The 17,737-nt window shown below is 71.1% G+C and carries 21 protein-coding genes; 15 read left to right on the top strand and 6 right to left on the bottom strand.

The annotated features are described in order from the left end of the window. Positions 1-66 precede the first annotated feature (66 nt). The 3 genes from ACIGAN_RS20985 (at position 67) to ACIGAN_RS20975 (ending at position 2,685) form a co-directional block, all read left to right on the top strand. Positions 67-1,020 (top strand): heme o synthase, encoded by a 954-nt coding sequence (locus ACIGAN_RS20985; RefSeq protein WP_399859443.1) that lies wholly within the window; start codon positions 67-69, stop codon positions 1,018-1,020. 67 nt (positions 1,021-1,087) lie between these two features. Continuing rightward, positions 1,088-1,420 (top strand): hypothetical protein, encoded by a 333-nt coding sequence (locus tag ACIGAN_RS20980; protein ID WP_399859440.1) that lies wholly within the window; start codon positions 1,088-1,090, stop codon positions 1,418-1,420. A 149-nt stretch (positions 1,421-1,569) separates the two neighbouring features. Next, positions 1,570-2,685 (top strand): amidohydrolase family protein, encoded by a 1,116-nt coding sequence (locus ACIGAN_RS20975; RefSeq protein ID WP_365089059.1) that lies wholly within the window; start codon positions 1,570-1,572, stop codon positions 2,683-2,685. A 5-nt stretch (positions 2,686-2,690) separates the two neighbouring features. Here the strand turns inward: ACIGAN_RS20975 and ACIGAN_RS20970 are convergent, their stop codons facing one another. The 4 genes from ACIGAN_RS20970 to ACIGAN_RS20955 are packed head-to-tail and all read right to left on the bottom strand — an operon-like array spanning position 2,691 to position 6,279. Further along, complete coding sequence (locus ACIGAN_RS20970) at positions 2,691-3,698, bottom strand: COX15/CtaA family protein (RefSeq protein WP_399859438.1); 1,008 nt, start codon at positions 3,696-3,698, stop codon at positions 2,691-2,693. A gap of 46 nt (positions 3,699-3,744) precedes the next feature. Next, on the bottom strand, positions 3,745-4,515 hold the full coding sequence (locus ACIGAN_RS20965; RefSeq protein WP_365089063.1) for an ABC transporter permease: 771 nt from the start codon (positions 4,513-4,515) through the stop codon (positions 3,745-3,747). Beyond that, positions 4,512-5,435, bottom strand: coding sequence for an ABC transporter ATP-binding protein (locus ACIGAN_RS20960; RefSeq protein ID WP_399859436.1), 924 nt, complete (start codon positions 5,433-5,435; stop codon positions 4,512-4,514). Before ACIGAN_RS20960 ends, ACIGAN_RS20965 begins: the two co-directional genes overlap by 4 nt. A gap of 49 nt (positions 5,436-5,484) precedes the next feature. Continuing rightward, complete coding sequence (locus tag ACIGAN_RS20955; RefSeq protein ID WP_365089067.1) at positions 5,485-6,279, bottom strand: aminoglycoside N(3)-acetyltransferase; 795 nt, start codon at positions 6,277-6,279, stop codon at positions 5,485-5,487. Between the two features lie 161 nt (positions 6,280-6,440). Between ACIGAN_RS20955 and ACIGAN_RS20950 the strand changes: the two genes are divergently transcribed. The 8 genes from ACIGAN_RS20950 to ACIGAN_RS20915 are packed head-to-tail and all read left to right on the top strand — an operon-like array spanning position 6,441 to position 13,034. After that, the gene (locus tag ACIGAN_RS20950) at positions 6,441-7,184 is read left to right on the top strand and encodes a helix-turn-helix transcriptional regulator (protein WP_365089069.1); all 744 of its coding nucleotides are present in this window, start codon (positions 6,441-6,443) and stop codon (positions 7,182-7,184) included. Continuing rightward, positions 7,181-8,602, top strand: a complete 1,422-nt coding sequence (sufB, locus tag ACIGAN_RS20945) for a Fe-S cluster assembly protein SufB (RefSeq protein ID WP_365089070.1) — start codon at positions 7,181-7,183, stop codon at positions 8,600-8,602. Before ACIGAN_RS20950 ends, sufB begins: the two co-directional genes overlap by 4 nt. 54 nt (positions 8,603-8,656) lie before the next feature. Continuing rightward, positions 8,657-9,877 carry a Fe-S cluster assembly protein SufD gene (sufD, locus tag ACIGAN_RS20940; protein ID WP_365739867.1) on the top strand — a complete coding sequence of 407 codons (1,221 nt, stop codon included), beginning with the start codon at positions 8,657-8,659 and terminating at the stop codon, positions 9,875-9,877. Then, entirely contained in the window at positions 9,874-10,191 is a 318-nt protein-coding gene (locus ACIGAN_RS20935; RefSeq protein WP_020273986.1) for a non-heme iron oxygenase ferredoxin subunit, read from the top strand. Before sufD ends, ACIGAN_RS20935 begins: the two co-directional genes overlap by 4 nt. 7 nt (positions 10,192-10,198) lie before the next feature. Then, on the top strand, positions 10,199-10,963 hold the full coding sequence (sufC, locus tag ACIGAN_RS20930; protein ID WP_365089074.1) for a Fe-S cluster assembly ATPase SufC: 765 nt from the start codon (positions 10,199-10,201) through the stop codon (positions 10,961-10,963). Next, positions 10,960-12,216, top strand: a complete 1,257-nt coding sequence (locus ACIGAN_RS20925) for a cysteine desulfurase (protein WP_362282160.1) — start codon at positions 10,960-10,962, stop codon at positions 12,214-12,216. Before sufC ends, ACIGAN_RS20925 begins: the two co-directional genes overlap by 4 nt. Positions 12,217-12,234: 18 nt before the next feature. After that, positions 12,235-12,705 (top strand): Fe-S cluster assembly sulfur transfer protein SufU, encoded by a 471-nt coding sequence (gene sufU, locus ACIGAN_RS20920; RefSeq protein WP_062926164.1) that lies wholly within the window; start codon positions 12,235-12,237, stop codon positions 12,703-12,705. Beyond that, positions 12,702-13,034, top strand: coding sequence for a metal-sulfur cluster assembly factor (locus ACIGAN_RS20915; protein WP_006131178.1), 333 nt, complete (start codon positions 12,702-12,704; stop codon positions 13,032-13,034). Before sufU ends, ACIGAN_RS20915 begins: the two co-directional genes overlap by 4 nt. 57 nt (positions 13,035-13,091) lie before the next feature. Here ACIGAN_RS20915 and ACIGAN_RS20910 read toward each other — a convergent pair whose 3' ends face one another. Then, on the bottom strand, positions 13,092-13,928 hold the full coding sequence (locus ACIGAN_RS20910; protein WP_399859429.1) for an AbfB domain-containing protein: 837 nt from the start codon (positions 13,926-13,928) through the stop codon (positions 13,092-13,094). Between the two features lie 199 nt (positions 13,929-14,127). On the opposite strand from ACIGAN_RS20910, the gene ACIGAN_RS20905 reads away from it, so the two are divergent. The 4 genes from ACIGAN_RS20905 to ACIGAN_RS20890 all read left to right on the top strand — a co-directional run bounded on the left by ACIGAN_RS20905 (position 14,128) and on the right by ACIGAN_RS20890 (position 16,607). After that, the gene (locus ACIGAN_RS20905) at positions 14,128-14,448 is read left to right on the top strand and encodes a DMT family transporter (protein ID WP_365739865.1); all 321 of its coding nucleotides are present in this window, start codon (positions 14,128-14,130) and stop codon (positions 14,446-14,448) included. Next, positions 14,448-15,002: a TetR/AcrR family transcriptional regulator gene (locus tag ACIGAN_RS20900; RefSeq protein ID WP_399859426.1), complete on the top strand. Its 555-nt coding sequence runs from the start codon at positions 14,448-14,450 to the stop codon at positions 15,000-15,002. The genes ACIGAN_RS20905 and ACIGAN_RS20900 overlap by 1 nt, the downstream gene beginning before the upstream one ends. A gap of 279 nt (positions 15,003-15,281) precedes the next feature. After that, entirely contained in the window at positions 15,282-16,271 is a 990-nt protein-coding gene (dapD, locus tag ACIGAN_RS20895) for a 2,3,4,5-tetrahydropyridine-2,6-dicarboxylate N-succinyltransferase (protein WP_365739863.1), read from the top strand. 105 nt (positions 16,272-16,376) lie between these two features. Beyond that, entirely contained in the window at positions 16,377-16,607 is a 231-nt protein-coding gene (locus ACIGAN_RS20890; protein WP_365089082.1) for a hypothetical protein, read from the top strand. A gap of 173 nt (positions 16,608-16,780) precedes the next feature. On the opposite strand, the gene dapA is transcribed toward ACIGAN_RS20890, so the two are convergent. Beyond that, positions 16,781-17,677, bottom strand: a complete 897-nt coding sequence (dapA, locus tag ACIGAN_RS20885) for a 4-hydroxy-tetrahydrodipicolinate synthase (protein ID WP_399859423.1) — start codon at positions 17,675-17,677, stop codon at positions 16,781-16,783. Positions 17,678-17,737 lie beyond the last annotated feature (60 nt).

The raw sequence follows: 17,737 nt of genomic DNA, 5'->3' as shown, positions 1-17,737 counted from the left end.
GCGTGGTACGCGCGAGCCTTTACCGTCACTTCACACGGTGGGGCTCGCTGGACTGTCTCTGTAGGGGTGTGCGTGACGGCCGTTGAATCCCGTCCAGCGGGTCTGCTCGGGACGGACCAGAGCCCGGCCCACCGGCCGTTCGGGGCCCGTGTCATGGCGTTCGTGGCTCTCACCAAGCCGCGGATCATCGAGCTGCTGCTGATCACGACGGTGCCGGTGATGTTCCTGGCGCAGCAGGGCGTGCCCGACCTGACGCTGGTGCTGCTGACGTGCGTCGGCGGTTACATGTCCGCGGGCGGTGCCAACGCCCTCAACATGTACATCGACCGCGACATCGACGCGCTGATGGACCGCACCTCGCAGCGCCCCCTGGTCACCGGCATGGTCAGCCCGCGCGAGTGCCTCGCCTTCGGTATCACCCTGGCGATCGCCTCCACCCTGCTGTTCGGCCTCACCGTGAACTGGCTGAGCGCCTGGCTCTCCCTGGGCGCGCTGCTGTTCTACGTGGTCGTCTACACGATGATCCTCAAGCGCCGCACCTCGCAGAACATCGTCTGGGGCGGCATCGCCGGCTGCCTGCCGGTGCTGATCGGCTGGTCCTCGGTCACGAACTCGATGTCCTGGGCGCCGGTCATCCTGTTCCTCGTGATGTTCTTCTGGACGCCGCCGCACTACTGGCCGCTGTCCATGAAGGTCAGGGAGGACTACGCGCGCGTGGGCGTGCCGATGCTGCCCGTGGTCGCCTCCAACAAGGTCGTCGCCAAGCAGATCGTGATCTACAGCTGGGTCATGGTCGCCGTCTCGCTGCTGCTGACCCCGCTCGGCTACACCGGCTGGTTCTACACCGCGGTCGCCCTGCTGGCGGGCGGCTTCTGGCTCTGGGAGGCGCACGGCCTGCAGAACCGCGCGAAGGCGGAGGTGACGGGCGCGAAGCTGAAGGAGATGCGCCTGTTCCACTGGTCGATCACCTACGTGTCGCTGCTGTTCGTGGCGGTCGCGGTCGACCCCTTCCTGCGCTGACGCGACCGACGCACGTCACAGGGCCCTGCCCTCGCCAGTCGATCTACTCGTGAGTAGCATCCTGGTCATGGCAGAGACGCAGCAGGTTGACCCGAAGGCCGAGCGCAAGGCCGCCCGGCTCGCCCAGCAGATCAGCTCCTTCTCCAAGGCCCACGGCGGCGCCGAGGGCCAGATCGCCTACCTCGGCGAGCGCGGCGCCCGCATCGTGCTGGTCGGCGAGGACGGCAACTGGGGCGACCTGGTCGCCCCGTCCTTCGACATCGCCGAGAAGGCCGTGGAGAAGGCGGGCATCACCCGCCACGAGTCCTTCGACGGCGAGTTCGCCGCCAAGGTGAGGACGGGCCGCTACGAGTGGTCGCGCATGGCGGGGATCCAGGTGGGCGGCCCGAAGCACGACTGACCTTCTTCCCGGAGACGCGGGGAACGGCGCGAGCGACCCACGCGACCCGCACCCGCCGAACCGCACCGGCCCCGCACCGGACCGCGACCTCGAACCCGGTTCACCCGTTAGGACCCCTGAGAGCACAGGGTCCACACCCGGGAGCCCGGATGATCGAAACGCCGTCCCTCGTGGACCAGTACTGCCACGGAGTGCTGCGCACGGAGCTGGGCCTCGGCACCTTCGAGGCCCACCTCTCGCGCACCGAGGGCCCGCCCGCCCCCGGCACCACCCTCTTCGACACGCAGACCGGCTTCGCGGTGCGCCGCTGGTGCCCGCCCCTGCTCGGCCTGGAACCCCACTGCGCACCGGCCCGCTACCTGGCCCGCCGCCGCGAGCTCGGCGTACTGGAATCGGGGCGAAGACTCCTGCGCGGCAGCGGCATCACCACCTACCTGGTCGACACCGGACTCCCCGGCGACCTCACGGAACCCGGCGAGCTGGCCTCCGCCGGAGGCGCCGAGGCCCACGAGATCGTCCGGCTGGAACTGCTCGCCGAGCAGGTCGCCGACACCTCCGGGACCGTCGAGTCCTTCCTCGCCAACCTCGCCGAGTCCGTGCACGCCGCCGCCGCGCACGCCGTCGCCTTCACCTCCGTCGCCGGGGTACGGCACGGTCTCGCGCTGGCCCCGGAGCCGCCCGGGCCGGGGGAGGTGCGGGGGGCGGTGGGCCGCTGGCTCGCCGGGCGCGGGGTCGGCGGTGAGCTGAGCGATCCCGTGCTGCTGCGGCACCTGCTGTGGAGCGCGGTCGCCTCGGGGCTGCCGCTCCAGCTGCACGCGGGGCTCGGCGCTCCCGGCCTGCGCATCGACCGCACGGACCCCGTGCTGCTGACGGACTTCGTCCGGGCCACCGCCGGGCTCGGCACGGACCTCGTGCTGCTGCACGCCTACCCCTACCACCGGCACGCGGCCCATCTCGCCGGCGTCTTCCCGCACGTCTACGTCGACTCCGGCGCCGCCCTGGTCCGCACCGGCGCCCGGGCCGCGACCGTCCTGGCGGAGATCCTGGAGCTGGCCCCCTTCGGCAAGATCCTCTTCTCCACGGGCGCCCAGGGGCTGCCCGAACTGCACGTGGTGGGCGCCCGGCTGTTCCGCGAGGCGCTCGGACGGGTCCTGGGCACGTGGGTCGCCGAGGGCGCATGGTCCCTGCACGACGCGCAGCGCGTGGCGGGCATGCTGGCGTCGGCGAACGCGCGCCGGGTCTACGGGCTGGGACAGGGCGGGTGAGGACCCTAGGCCTTGGTCAGGCTGGCCTCGGTCGCGGGGCCGGGTACCTCGGTCACGAGCTGCGGACGCTCGCGCAGCGACAGCACCACGCGCAGCACCCAGATCCACATCACGGCCGAGCCGAACATGTGCAGGCCGACCAGGACCTCGGGCAGGTCGGTGAAGTACTGGACGTAACCGATGGCGCCCTGGGCGAGCAGGATCAGGAACAGCTCGCGGGTGCGGCGCAGCGGGCCCCCGGGCGCGTCGACGGCCTTGAGGACGAACCACAGGGCGAACGTCAGCGTCACCACGATCCACGCCAGCACGGCGTGCAGCTTGCTCACCGTCTCCCAGTCGACCGGCATCCGCTCGACCTCGCTGGAGTCGCCGGCGTGCGGTCCGGCGCCGGTGACGACCGTGCCGACCAGGATGAGCAGCACGGACGCGGCCACCAGGAACCACACCAGCTGCCGCACGGCCGTGCCGACCAGCGGGCGCGGCTCCCCGTCGCCCTCACCGGCGCGCTGCCACATCACCGCGGCCACCGCGATCAGCGCCGACGTCGCCACGAAGTGCGCCGCGACCGTGTACGGGTTGAGACCGACCAGCACCACGATGCCGCCGAGCACCGCGTTGCTCATCACGATCCAGAACTGCGCCCAGCCCAGCCGGACCAGTCCCCGCCGGTACGGCTTCTGCGAGCGCGCGGCGATGATGGCCCAGCCGACGGCGGCGCACAGCACGTACGTCAGCATCCGGTTGCCGAACTCGATGGCGCCGTGCACGCCCATCTCGGCGGTGGAGGTGAGCGAGTCGTCGGTGCACTTGGGCCAGGTCGGGCAGCCCAGCCCCGAGCCGGTCAGCCGGACGGCACCGCCGGTGACGACGATGAGCACCGACATCACGAGTGCGGACAGGGTCGCGCGCCGGACGGTCCGGGGTTCCGGGGTCCAGCGTGCGGCGATGAAGGCGAGCGGGTTCCGCAGGGCCGCCAGGGCGTCGGCGCGGGTCACGTTTGGCACGCGTCCCATCGTAGGCGTCCGCTTGTGCACGCTTTCACGAGGGTCCGGCACGGCCTCACTCCCAGCGGAAGAGCGCACCGGCGGCGGCCAGGGCGGCGACCGCCCAGACCGCGAGGATCCCCAGGTCGCCCCAGGGCGTCCCGGCCCCGTGCTGCAGGACGTCCCGCAGCCCGTCCGACAGTGCCGCGATGGGCAGCAGGCCGAGCACGTCCTGCGCGCCCTCCGGGAACTTGTCGAGGGGGACGACCACCCCGCCGCCGACGAGCAGCAGCAGGAACACCAGGTTCGCCGCGGCCAGCGTCGCCTCGGCCTTCAGCGTCCCGGCCATCAGCAGCCCCAGGCCCGAGAAGGCCGCCGTGCCGAGGACCAGGAGCAGCAGCACCGCGACCGGGTTGCCCCGCGGCGACCAGCCCAGCGAGAACGCGATCACCGTCAGCAGGATCACCTGGAGCACCTCGGTGACCAGGACGGACAGCGTCTTCGCCGTCATCAGCCCCCAGCGGGGCAGGGGCGAGGAGGCCAGCCGCTTCAGCACGCCGTAGCGCCGCTCGAAGCCGGTCGCGATCGCCTGGCCGGTGAACGCCGTCGACATCACCGCGAGCGCCAGGATGCCCGGGGCGAGGAAGTCGACCGCCTCCCCGGAGCCCGTGTCGACGATGTCCACGGTGCTGAACAGGACCAGCAGCAGCGTCGGGATGACGACGGTCAGCAGCAGCTGCTCGCCGTTGCGCAGCAGCATCTTGGTCTCGAGCAGGGCCTGTGCCGCGATCATGCGGGGCAGCGGGGCCGCGCCGGGCTTCGGCGTGTACGTCCCGGTGGCGGTCATGCGCGCAGCTCCTTGCCGGTGAGCTCCAAGAAGACGTCCTCCAGAGTGTGGCGCTCGACCGAGATCCGCTCCGGCATCACGCCGTGCTGGGCGCACCAGGAGGTGACCGTAGCGAGCAGTTGCGGGTCGACCTTGCCGGTGACCCGGTAGGAGCCCGGTGTCAGCTCGGCGGCCGAGCAGTCGGCGGGCAGGGCCTTCAGCAGCGACCCCACGTCCAGCCCGGGCCGGCCGGAGAAGCGGAGGGTGTTCTCGGCGCCGCCCCGGCACAGCTCCTCCGGGGAGCCCTGGGCGATGACCCGGCCGGCGTCGATGATCGCCACGTCGTCGGCGAGCTGCTCGGCCTCGTCCATGTAGTGCGTGGTGAGGATCACGGAGACACCGTCGGAGCGCAGGTCCCGGACCAGGTCCCAGGTGGCGCGGCGGGCCTGCGGGTCGAGGCCGGCGGTCGGCTCGTCCAGGAACACCAGCTCGGGGCGGCCCACCACGGCCATGGCGAGGGCGAGCCGCTGCTGCTGCCCGCCCGACAGCCGCCGGTAGGACGTACGGCCGCAGGAGCCGAGCCCGAGGCGTTCGATCAGCGCGTCCACGTCCAGCGGGTGGGCGTGCAGCCGGGCCACGTGGCGGAGCATCTCCTCGGCGCGCGAGCCGGAGTAGACGCCGCCGGACTGCAGCATCACGCCGATGCGGGGCCGCAGGTCCCCGGACTGCCCCACCGGGTCGAGGCCCAGGACGCGCACCGTGCCGGAGTCCGGCTTCCGGTACCCCTCGCAGGTCTCGACGGTGGTGGTCTTGCCCGCGCCGTTCGGCCCGAGCACGGCGGTCACGCCCCGGTGGGCCACCAGGTCCAGCCCGTCCACCGCGGTCTTCGTGCCGTACCGCTTCACCAGGGCCTGGACCTGGACCACGGGCTCGCTTCGCATGACTCCAGAGTCTAGGTACGCGGCCGGGGGTCCGGAGCGGGGGGTGCGGCTACTCCTCGTCGCGCGGCCGGTGCGTCGCCAGCCACCGCTCGGCGTAGGCCACCGCGTCCCGCACCGGGAACAGCCGCGCCTCGGCCGCCCCGACCTTGCCGCGCACAACCGGGCGGTCCCGCTCGAAGTCGTAGCCCAGTTCGTCGAACCGGTCCGAGCTGATGGACACCTCGGTCACGGTCTCCCAGCCGTCCGGGCCCGGGCGGCCGACGGCCACGCGCGGGGACGGGATGCGGTATTCGGCGAGGTGGAAACTCGTGCAGGAGGCGTAGCCGGCGCCGAGCAGCAGGACCCGGGCGTCCATGGCCTCCAGCGTCGCCAGCGGGCTGCGCTCGCCGAGCCGGCAGTCGGTCGCGTGTCCCTCGACGATCTCGGCGGCGCGCGGCCCGAGCGCCGCGAACGAGGTCTGCGGATGCGCGCTGCGCAGGGCGCCGGGCCAGGTGCGCACGGTCTCCGGGACGACGCCGACGCCGCGGCTGGGCGTGACGAGCGGGTCGTAGGCGGGCATCGTGGCGCGGATGTCGGCCCACCACTCGGGGGGCACGGGCGGGTTGCTCCACAGCGCCGGGTCGGAGAGCTCGCCGGTCTGCGTGGGGACCACCAGCGTGCCGGTGGGCCCGAGCGCGTCGAGCAGTCCCCGCACGACCGTGACGGCGCCGCCGTTGACCCAGCCGAGGGCGCTGAGCGAGGAGTGCACCAGGAGGGTCTCGCCGGGGCGCACACCCAGCTCGCGCAGTTGGGCGCGCAGGGTGTCCCGGGTGACAAGTGGGCCGGTGGGAGGGGGTGTGGCCATGGTGCCGGAGTCTTCCCGAAGCAACTGCCCGGCGCCACCTGTTTGATCGATCAGAGATCATTTCCGCAGGTCAGATTAGGTATGCCTAAGTGACGCAGGGCACCTTCGGGCGGGCGGGACGCGGCTTGCCCGGTCCAGAGGAATTACGCAACAATGGCGTTGTGAAAAACGTCGGCGAGGCTCGGGAGACCCCCACGGGGGCCCCGCAGGAGGAGCTCGCGACCGGGGAGCGCTCGACGCGCAACCGGGTCGCGCGGTCCATCCTGGACCACGGCCCCTCGACCGTCGCGGAGCTCGCCGAGCGGCTGGGCCTCACCCAGGCGGCCGTACGCCGGCATCTCGACGCCCTCGCGGGGGACCGGGTCGTGGAGGCCCGCGAACAGCGGGTCTACGGCACGCGCACCCGCGGCCGCCCGGCCAAGGTGTTCGCCCTGACGGACTGCGGCCGGGACGCCTTCGACCAGTCCTACGACACGCTCGCGGCGGACGCGCTGCGCTGGATCGCCGACCGCGAGGGCGGCAGCGAGGCGATCGCGGCCTTCGCCCGCGCGCGGATCGCCGCCCAGGCGGGCGCCTACCGGCGGGCGGTCGAGGCGGCCCCGCCCGAGAAGCGGACCGAAGCGCTGGCCAAGGCCCTGAGCGCGGACGGGTACGCTGCTACCGCGCGCAGCGCGCCCCACCCGCAGAAGGGTGAGCAGCTCTGCCAGCACCACTGCCCGGTCGCCCACGTCGCCGAGCAGTTCCCGCAGCTGTGCGAGGCGGAGACGGAATTTTTCGCGGAGCTGCTCGGTACGCACGTACAGCGGCTCGCCACCATCGCCCACGGCGACGGCGTCTGCACGACGTTCATCCCCAAGATTTCCCACAACGCATCTGCAAGCACGGCCGGGAGGAACCCCGCATGACTCTCCCCACGGAGACTGCCCACCCTGAGCTCGAGGGCCTGGGCAAGTACGAATACGGCTGGGCCGACCGGGACGAGGCCGGTGCGTCGGCGCGTCGCGGCCTGGGCGAGGACGTCGTCCGGGACATCTCCTCCAAGAAGAGCGAGCCGGAGTGGATGACCAAGCTCCGTCTCAAGGGGCTGCGCCTGTTCGAGAAGAAGCCCATGCCGAACTGGGGCTCGGACCTGTCCGGCATCGACTTCGACAACATCAAGTACTTCGTGCGCTCCACGGAGAAGCAGGCGGAGTCCTGGGAGGACCTGCCCGAGGACATCAAGAACACGTACGACAAGCTCGGCATCCCCGAGGCGGAGAAGCAGCGCCTCGTCGCCGGTGTCGCCGCGCAGTACGAGTCGGAGGTCGTCTACCACCAGATCCGCGAGGACCTGGAGGAGCAGGGCGTCATCTTCCTCGACACCGACACCGCGCTGAAGGAGCACCCGGAGCTCTTCAAGGAGTACTTCGGGACCGTCATCCCCGCCGGTGACAACAAGTTCGCCGCGCTGAACACCGCCGTGTGGTCGGGCGGCTCCTTCATCTACGTGCCGCCGGGCGTGCAGGTGGAGATCCCGCTCCAGGCCTACTTCCGCATCAACACGGAGAACATGGGCCAGTTCGAGCGGACCCTGATCATCGTCGACGAGGGTGCCTACGTGCACTACGTCGAGGGCTGCACCGCCCCGATCTACAAGTCGGACTCGCTGCACTCCGCGGTCGTCGAGATCATCGTCAAGAAGAACGCCCGCTGCCGCTACACGACCATCCAGAACTGGTCGAACAACGTCTACAACCTGGTCACCAAGCGCGCCGTGGCGTACGAGGGCGCGACCATGGAGTGGATCGACGGCAACATCGGCTCCAAGGTGACGATGAAGTACCCGGCCGTCTACCTCATGGGCGAGCACGCCAAGGGCGAGACCCTGTCCATCGCCTTCGCCGGCGAGGGCCAGCACCAGGACGCCGGCGCCAAGATGGTCCACATGGCCCCGAACACCTCCTCGAACATCGTCTCCAAGTCGGTGGCGCGAGGCGGCGGCCGCACCTCCTACCGCGGTCTGATCGAGATCGGCGAGGGCGCCCCGGGCTCCAAGTCCAACGTGCTCTGCGACGCGCTGCTGGTGGACACGATCTCCCGCTCGGACACCTACCCCTACGTGGACGTCCGCGAGGACGACGTGTCCATGGGCCACGAGGCGACCGTCTCCAAGGTCTCCGAGGACCAGCTCTTCTACCTGATGAGCCGCGGCCTGAGCGAGGACGAGGCCATGGCGATGATCGTGCGCGGCTTCGTCGAGCCCATCGCCAAGGAACTCCCCATGGAGTACGCGCTGGAGCTCAACCGGCTGATCGAGCTGCAGATGGAGGGCGCGGTCGGCTGACCCGCCCCCGCGACAGCAGACGTCCCATTCAGGAAAGAGAGCACTACGACAGCCATGGCTGAGGCCCAGAACTCCCCCACTCTCGGCTCCGCTCGAGCGGGGGGACCCCCACCCGTGGGTTCGACCACCGCCGGCTCGATCGCGGTCGCCGCGGAGTCGACCGTCGCCACGCGCATGAGCGCGCCGCCGTCCTTCGACGTCGCGGACTTCCCCGTCCCGCACGGCCGTGAGGAGGAGTGGCGGTTCACCCCGCTGGAGCGCCTGCGCGGCCTGCACGACGGCACCGCCGTCGCCACCGGCAACGGCGTGAAGGTCGACGTCCAGGCTCCCGAGGGCGTCACCGTCGAGACCGTCGGCCGTGACGACGCGCGGCTCGGCAAGGCGGGCACCCCGGTGGACCGGATCGCCGCCCAGGCCTACTCGGCCTTCGAGAAGGCCTCGGTCGTGACCGTCCCCAAGGAGACCGTCCTCACCGAGCCCATCCGCATCACGGTGCACGGCGAGGGCGGCACCGCCTTCGGCCACCAGGTGATCGAGCTGGGCGCCTTCGCCGAGGCCGTCGTGGTCATCGACCACACCGGTGACGCGGTGCTCGCCGCCAACGTCGACTACCTGCTGGGCGACGGCGCCAAGCTCACCGTCGTCTCCGTCCAGGACTGGGACGACAAGGCCGTCCACGTCGCGCAGCACAACGCGCTCGTCGGCCGCGACGCCTCCTTCAAGTCCGTCGTCGTCACCTTCGGCGGAGACGTCGTGCGGCTCCACCCGCGCGTGCGCTACGCCGGCCCCGGCGGCGAGGCCGAGCTGTTCGGCCTCTACTTCACCGACCAGGGCCAGCACCAGGAGCACCGCCTCCTGGTCGACCACAACGTCCCGCACTGCAAGTCCAACGTCGTCTACAAGGGCGCGCTCCAGGGCGAGCAGGCGCACGCCGTGTGGATCGGCGACGTGCTCATCGAGGCCAAGGCCGAGGGCACGGACACGTACGAGATGAACCGCAACCTGGTCCTCACGGACGGGGCGCGCGTGGACTCCGTACCCAACCTGGAGATCGAGACCGGCGAGATCGTCGGCGCCGGTCACGCCTCGGCGACCGGCCGCTTCGACGACGAGCAGCTGTTCTACCTGATGGCTCGCGGCATCCCGGAGTACGAGGCCCGCCGGCTGGTGGTCCGCGGCTTCTTCGCCGAGCTGGTTCAGCAGATCGGCCTCCCCGACATCGAGGAGCGCCTGATCACCAAGATCGAGGAGGAGCTGGAGGCGGCCGTCGCATGACCTTCGTACGCGCCTGTGGACTGGGCGAGCTGGAGGAGGACACCCCCAAGCGGGTGGAACTCGACGGCACGCCCGTGTCCATCGTGCAGACCGAGGGCGAGGTGTTCGCGATCCACGACATCTGCTCGCACGCGAACGTCTCCCTGTCGGAGGGCGAGGTCGACGACTGCCACATCGAGTGCTGGCTGCACGGCTCGCGCTTCGACCTCCGCTCCGGCAAGCCCGACGCCCTTCCGGCGACGCGTCCCGTCCCCGTATACCCCGTAAAGATCGAAGGGGACGACGTGCTCGTCTCCCTCACCCAGGAGTCCTGAGGCACCCATGGCAACGCTTGAAATCCGAGACCTGCACGTCACCGTCGAGGCCGACAACGCCACGAAGGAGATCCTCAAGGGCGTCGACCTCACCGTGAAGCAGGGCGAGACGCACGCCATCATGGGCCCCAACGGCTCGGGCAAGTCGACCCTCGCCTACTCCCTCGCGGGTCACCCCAAGTACACGATCACCGGCGGCACCGTCACCCTCGACGGCGAGGACGTCCTGGAGATGTCCGTCGACGAGCGCGCCCGCGCCGGCCTGTTCCTCGCCATGCAGTATCCGGTCGAGGTCCCCGGCGTCTCCGTCTCCAACTTCCTGCGCACCTCCGCCACCGCCGTCCGCGGCGAGGCCCCCAAGCTGCGCACCTGGGTGAAGGAGGTCAGGGAGGCCATGGAGCGCCTCAACATGGACCCCGCCTTCGCCGAGCGCAACGTCAACGAGGGCTTCTCCGGCGGTGAGAAGAAGCGCCACGAGATCCTCCAGCTGGAGCTGCTCCGGCCGAAGGTCGCGATCCTCGACGAGACCGACTCCGGCCTGGACGTCGACGCCCTGCGCGTGGTGTCCGAGGGCGTGAACCGCGTGCGCGAGACGGGCGAGGTCGGCACCCTGCTGATCACCCACTACACGCGCATCCTCCGCTACATCAAGCCCGACCACGTGCACGTCTTCTCCGGCGGCCGGATCGTCGAGTCCGGCGGCGCCGAGCTCGCCGACAAGCTGGAGAACGAGGGCTACGAGGTTTACACGAAGGGTGGCGCATCCGCGTGACACAGCTGCCGGGCCTCCTCGACACCGAGGCGATCCGCAAGGACTTCCCCATCCTGGACCGCCAGGTCCACGACGGCCGGAAGCTCGTGTACCTGGACAACGCGGCCACCAGCCAGAAGCCGCGTCAGGTGCTGGACGCACTCAGTGAGTACTACGAGCGCTACAACGCCAACGTCCACCGCGGTGTGCATGTGCTCGCCGAGGAGGCCACGGCGCTGTACGAGGGCGCGCGCGACAAGGTCGCGGAGTTCGTCAACGCGCCCTCGCGCGACGAGGTGATCTTCACCAAGAACGCCTCCGAGTCGCTCAACCTCGTGGCGAACATGCTGGGCTGGGCCGACGAGCCCTACCGCGTGGACGCCGAGACCGAGATCGTCATCACGGAGATGGAGCACCACTCCAACATCGTGCCGTGGCAGCTGCTCGCGCAGCGCACGGGCGCGAAGCTGAAGTGGTTCGGCCTCACCGACGACGGCCGCCTGGACCTGTCGAACATCGACGAGGTCATCACCGAGAAGACGAAGATCGTCTCCTTCGTGCTGGTCTCCAACATCCTCGGCACCCAGAACCCGGTCGAGGCGATCGTGCGCCGCGCCCAGGAGGTCGGCGCGCTGGTCTGCGTCGACGCCTCCCAGGCCGCCCCGCACATGCCGCTGGACGTGCAGGCCCTGCAGGCCGACTTCGTGGCCTTCACCGGACACAAGATGTGCGGCCCGACCGGCATCGGCGTCCTGTGGGGCCGCCAGGAGCTGCTGGAGGACCTGCCTCCGTTCCTCGGCGGCGGTGAGATGATCGAGACGGTGTCGATGCACTCGTCGACGTACGCCCCCGCCCCGCACAAGTTCGAGGCGGGCACGCCCCCGATCGCCCAGGCGGTCGGGCTCGGCGCGGCGATCGACTACCTCAACTCGATCGGCATGGACAAGATCCTCGCCCACGAGCACGCCCTGACCGAGTACGCGGTCAAGCGGCTGCTGGAGGTCCCCGACCTGCGCATCATCGGCCCGACCACGGCCGAGGAGCGCGGCGCGGCGATCTCCTTCACCCTCGGCGACATCCACCCGCACGACGTGGGCCAGGTCCTGGACGAGCAGGGCATCGCGGTCCGGGTCGGACACCACTGCGCACGGCCGGTCTGCCTGCGGTACGGAATTCCTGCGACCACGCGAGCGTCGTTCTATCTGTACTCCACGCCGGCCGAGATCGACGCGCTGGTCGACGGCCTGGAGCACGTTCGGAACTTCTTCGGCTGAAGGGCGTGAGCTGAGACCGTGAAGCTGGACTCCATGTACCAGGAAGTCATCCTGGACCACTACAAGAACCCGCACGGGCGGGGCTTGCGGGACGGCGACGCCGAGGTGCACCACGTCAACCCGACGTGCGGCGACGAGATCACGCTGCGCGTGAAGTACGACGGCACGACGATCGAGGACGTCTCGTACGAGGGCCAGGGCTGTTCGATCAGCCAGGCCAGCGCGTCCGTGCTGAACGACCTCCTCGTCGGCAAGGAGCTCTCCGACGCGCGGAAGATCCAGGAGACCTTCCTGGAGCTGATGCAGTCCAAGGGGAAGCTCGAGCCCGACGACGCGATGGAGGACATCCTGGAGGACGCGGTCGCGTTCGCCGGGGTGTCGAAGTACCCGGCCCGGGTCAAGTGCGCCCTGCTGAGCTGGATGGCCTGGAAGGACGCTACGGCCCAGGTACTGGGCGGAGCCGACGCCGAGAAGGAGACGACGGCATGAGTGAGACCGTGGAGATGAAGCCGGCCTCGGAGGAGGAACTCCGCGAGGCCCTGATGGACGTCGTCGACCCCGAGCTGGGCATCGACGTCGTCAACCTGGGCCTGATCTACGGCATCCACATCGACGACTCGAACGTGGCCACGGTCGACATGACCCTCACGTCGGCGGCCTGTCCGCTGACGGACGTCATCGAGGACCAGGCCAAGTCCGCGACGGACGGCCTCGTCAACGAGTTGCGCATCAACTGGGTCTGGATGCCGCCGTGGGGCCCCGACAAGATCACGGACGACGGCCGTGAGCAGCTCCGGGCGCTCGGGTTCAACGTCTGAGGCCCGTCCGGCGTGGCTGAGGGCGGCATCCTTCACGGGTGCCGCCCTCACGCATGCTCAGCCCAGCCCGGGCACGATCCGGAACGACGCGTCCGAGTGGTACTGGTGACTGTGCTCGTAGGGGTCGAGCCGCAGCTGGAAGTCGCGGTGCCGCAGGAAGCGCCCCGGGTAGTTGACCGACTCCAGCGAGAGGGTGCCCGACCGGGGCCGGACGCGGGGGCAGAAGGTGGCGTCCTGGCGGAACAGGGACGAGCCGTCGTCCCGGTCCGCGACCAGGACGAAGCCGCGGTGGCGCAGGTGGCGGCCGTCCGACGTGGTGAACGAGTAGCAGGAGGAGTCGGAGAGGCCGGGCACGCGCCGGAAGGTGGCGTCCTCGCGCTGCCCGGGATCCGAGCCGATCCGGTCGAGGCGCACGGAGCCGTCGCGCACTCGCCAGTAGCGGTCGGGGAAGTTGACCGCGCGCACGGATATGCCGGGCGAGGAGGGGGGCTTCGGGCGCTTCGCGGGCGCGCTGGACGCCTTCGGCGGCGGCTCGGGGGACGTGGGGGAGGGCTCCGGACCCGGGTCGGTGCCGGGAGCGCTGCTCGCCGGAGTGGGGGACGGGTGGACGCGGCCCGTGCCGGGCGTCCCGGTGCCGCTCCCGGAGGGCGTCGCGAACGAGATCAGGCCGCCCGGGGCGGAGCTGCCGAGGGCGGCCGGTTCCGCCGCCCGGTGGGCCGGCTCCTCGGACGCGTTCTCCATCACGGTGACGGCCGTGACGCACGCGGCGATCGTGGCCAGGGCCAGCGCGCCCGCCAGCCAGAGCCGTCGTGTTCCCGGGGCACGGGTGGTGTCCGGGCCCCAGCCGCTCTCCCAGGGACGGTCCTGGGGCGGGCGGGACTTCTCGTCTGACATGCGCGGTTCCTCCGGCGGGGCACCCTTGACGGCGGCGCAGTCGTGGCGGCCCGGTGTGCGATCGGTGACACCGTAGTGGACAGGTGAGACGCCGGTGGCTCGATTGATGAGAGCGGTTTCCCGGCGATATCAAGCCGTTGTGCGCAGGTCCGTACCACCGTTGTGTACGCCCGTACAGATGCTGTGTACGCTCGTACACATGGGTTATCTCCTGCTGGCCGGCGCCATCGTCGCCGAGGTGGCCGCGACCACCGCCATGAAGTACAGCGACGGGTTCAGCAAGATCGGGCCCTCCCTGTTCACGCTCCTCGGCTACGTGCTCTCCTTCGCGCTGCTCGCGCAGACGCTGAAAACGGTCTCCGTCGGCACGGCCTACGCCATCTGGGCCGGGGTCGGCACCGCCGCCATCGCCACGATCGGCATCGTCTTCCTGGGCGAGGGCATGACCGTCGCCAAGGCCGCCGGGATCGCGCTGATCATCGTCGGCGTCGTCGTGCTGAACCTGGGAGGTGCGCACTGATGCCCCGGCGGCACGATCCCGAGCGCCGGCAGCGGATCATCGACGCGGCGATCCGGGTCGTCGGGTCGAAGGGCATCGCCGGGCTGAGCCACCGCACCGCGGCGGCCGAGGCCGACGTGCCGCTCGGTTCCACGACGTACCACTTCAAGACCCTCGACGAACTGCTGGTCGCCGCGCTGCGGCAGACCAACGAGGGCTTCGCCAAGGTGATCGCCTCGTGCGGCGGTCTGGACGACCCCTGGACCGATCCGGCCGCCGCGCTCGCCGGCTGGATCGGTCAGTGGCTCTCCGGCGACCGCACGGGGGTGGAACTGGAGTACGAGCTGTACCTGGCCGCGCTGCGCCGGCCCGCCCTGCGGCCCGTCGCCGCCGAGTGGGCCGAGGGGGTCACCGAGCAACTGTCCCGGCACATGGACCCGGTCACCGCGCGGGCCCTGGTGGCGGTCGTCGACGGGATCTGCCTGCAGGTGCTGCTGACCGGGGCCCCGTACGACGAGGCGTACGCGCGGGATGTGCTGGGGCGGGTGCTGGCGGGGGCGTCCGGGGGGCGGTGAGGGGCGTTCCGGGGGGTCCGGGGTGATGTCCGGCGGCCGGGGTTCGGGACGCGATGACGGGGGTTGGGAGGCGTTGACGGGGGCCGGGCGGCGTGTCGGCGTTCGGGAGGGTGGGGCCACTCCTGGTCGGTGGCGGGCCGTCGGCGGGGTGGGTTCCCGGGCTGCCGGGCGGGTGTCCCGGCTGCTGAGAGGGGGCTCGGGCCGGGCGGCACCGACCGGCTCGTGAGACGTGCGGGAACCGGTTCGCATCGACCCGTGTCCGCCGGTTAGGTTGCCCTCATGACCGACACGACTGCTCCTCGTACCACCGGCGCCGTGGCCGCCGGCCTCGCCACGATCGCCGCCGACGGCACCGTTCTCGACACCTGGTTCCCCGCGCCCGAGCTGGCCGACGCGCCCGGCCCGTCCGGCACCGAGCGGCTGTCCGCCGAGCGGGCCGCCGAGCTGCTCGGCGACGGCGCCGGCGCGGCGATCGGCCCGGACGCCCGCCGGGGCGTCGACGTGGTCGCGGTCCGCACGGTCATCGCCTCGCTCGACGAGAAGCCGATCGACGCGCACGATGTCTACCTGCGCCTGCACCTGCTCTCCCACCGCCTGGTCAAGCCGCACGGCCAGAACCTGGAGGGCATCTTCGGCCACCTCGCCAACGTCGCCTGGACGTCGCTGGGCCCGGTCGCCGTCGACGACCTGGAGAAGGTCCGGCTGAACGCCCGCGCCGAGGGCCTGCACCTCCAGGTGACCTCCGTGGACAAGTTCCCCCGCATGACCGACTACGTGGCCCCCAAGGGCGTCCGCATCGCCGACGCCGACCGGGTCCGGCTCGGCGCGCACCTCGCCGAGGGCACCACCGTCATGCACGAGGGCTTCGTCAACTTCAACGCCGGCACGCTCGGCACGTCGATGGTCGAGGGCCGTATCTCGGCGGGTGTCGTGGTCGGCGACGGCTCCGACATCGGCGGCGGCGCGTCGACCATGGGCACGCTGTCCGGCGGCGGCAACGTGATCATCTCCATCGGTGAGCGGTGCCTGGTCGGCGCCGAGGCGGGCGTCGGCATCGCGCTGGGCGACGAGTGCGTCGTCGAGGCAGGCCTGTACATCACCGCCGGCACCCGCGTGACCATGCCCGACGGCCAGATCGTCAAGGCCCGCGAGCTGTCCGGCGCCTCCAACATCCTCTTCCGTCGCAACTCGGTCACCGGCACCGTCGAGGCCCGGCCGAACAACGCGGTGTGGGGCGGCCTGAACGAGATCCTGCACAGCCACAACTGACGACCCGTACGAGGTACCCCGCGTGACCTCGTGGTCGTTTCGGCAGATGAACGGGTGGACGCAGAGTCCGATCAGAGGCCGAACCGACGAAACGAGGACCGGGGCATGAGGAACGAGCGGGGGCGGGGCGTGGTGCGCTCGCTGGTGGGGACCGTCGCGGTGCTGGCGGTGTCCTGGCTGCCGGCGGGTGCCGCGCACGCCGACGAGACCAACAAGGACTCCCACAACGGCCACCGGGTCGGTCTGATCAACGTCAACGTCGGTCAGATCGACGACCCGGCGGAGGACGTGCTGGAGCACACGCTGCTCCTCGGGGACGGCTACGTCTGGAAGTGAGCCGGACCGGGGCACAGGCCTCGCATCGCCCGGACGGCCCGCGCCGCAGACACCTGCGGCGCGGGCCGTCCCGCTTTTCCGCGCGGGGGTGGCATAGCGCGACGCCCCGGCACGCGTCACAGGGGGTACGGGGAGCGGACACGGGCACCTTCGGGGGCGAGGCCGAGCGGTGATCAGCCGCCGGTCAGGTCCTGGTGGAGGGAGAGCAGTCCGGCGGCCGTGGGGCGGTCGGCGGGGCGCAGGGGGGCGCGGACCGGGCCTGCGGGGAGGTGCAGGGCGGTGAGCAGTGACTTGGCGGTCACGGCCCCCGGCAGGCCCGCCGACATCATCGCCTCGATGAGAGGGGTGGCCCGCTGCTGGAGGCGGGCGGCCCGTGCCGTGTCGCCCGCGTCGAACGCGTCCAGCACGGCTCGCAGGTGGCGCGGGATCACGTTGGCGACCGTGCTGACGTAGCCCGCGCCGCCCACGGCGTACAGCGCGAGGTCGTGTTCGTCGCAGCCCGCGTAGTACGCCAGGTCCGTGCGGGCCATGACCTTCTGCGCGGCCAGGAAGTCGCCGGAGCAGTCCTTGACCGCGACGATCCGGGGATGGCCGGCGAGGCGGAGGAGCGTCTCGGCCGCCACGCGGACGCCGGTGCGGGCCGGGATGTCGTAGAGCATCAGCGGGAGTCCGGTGGTGTCGGCGATCTCGCGGAAGTGCGCCTCGACGGCGTCCTGCGGGGGCCGGCTGTAGTACGGCGCCACCACCAGCAGACCGTCCGCGCCCGCCTTCTCGGCCTCCCGGGCCAGTGCGGCGGTGTGGCGGGTGTCGGCGGTGCCGATGCCCGCGACGATCGTCGCGCTGCCGGCCACGGCCTCGCGGACTGCGGTGATCAGTGCGGACTTCTCGGCGTCCGTGGTGGTCGGGGACTCGCCCGTCGTGCCGGAGAGGACGAGACCGTCGCAGCCGCTCGCGACCAGATGGGCGGCGAGCCGCCGGGCGCCGTCCAGGTCCAGGGCGCCGGAGTCGGTGAACGGGGTGATCATGGCGCACAGCGCGCGGCCGAAGGGAGGTGCGTGGGGTGGGGTCATGACAGGAGTGTCGACGGGATCACTGTGTAGCTCTACTTAATTCTGCTACACGTTGATCAT

Origin of the sequence: Streptomyces sp. NPDC085931 (assembly GCF_044540565.1) — a bacterium.
Classification (GTDB): domain Bacteria; phylum Actinomycetota; class Actinomycetes; order Streptomycetales; family Streptomycetaceae; genus Streptomyces.
The sequence above is the reverse complement of the archived record's forward strand: the minus strand, read 5'-3'. Positions and strand labels throughout refer to the sequence as shown.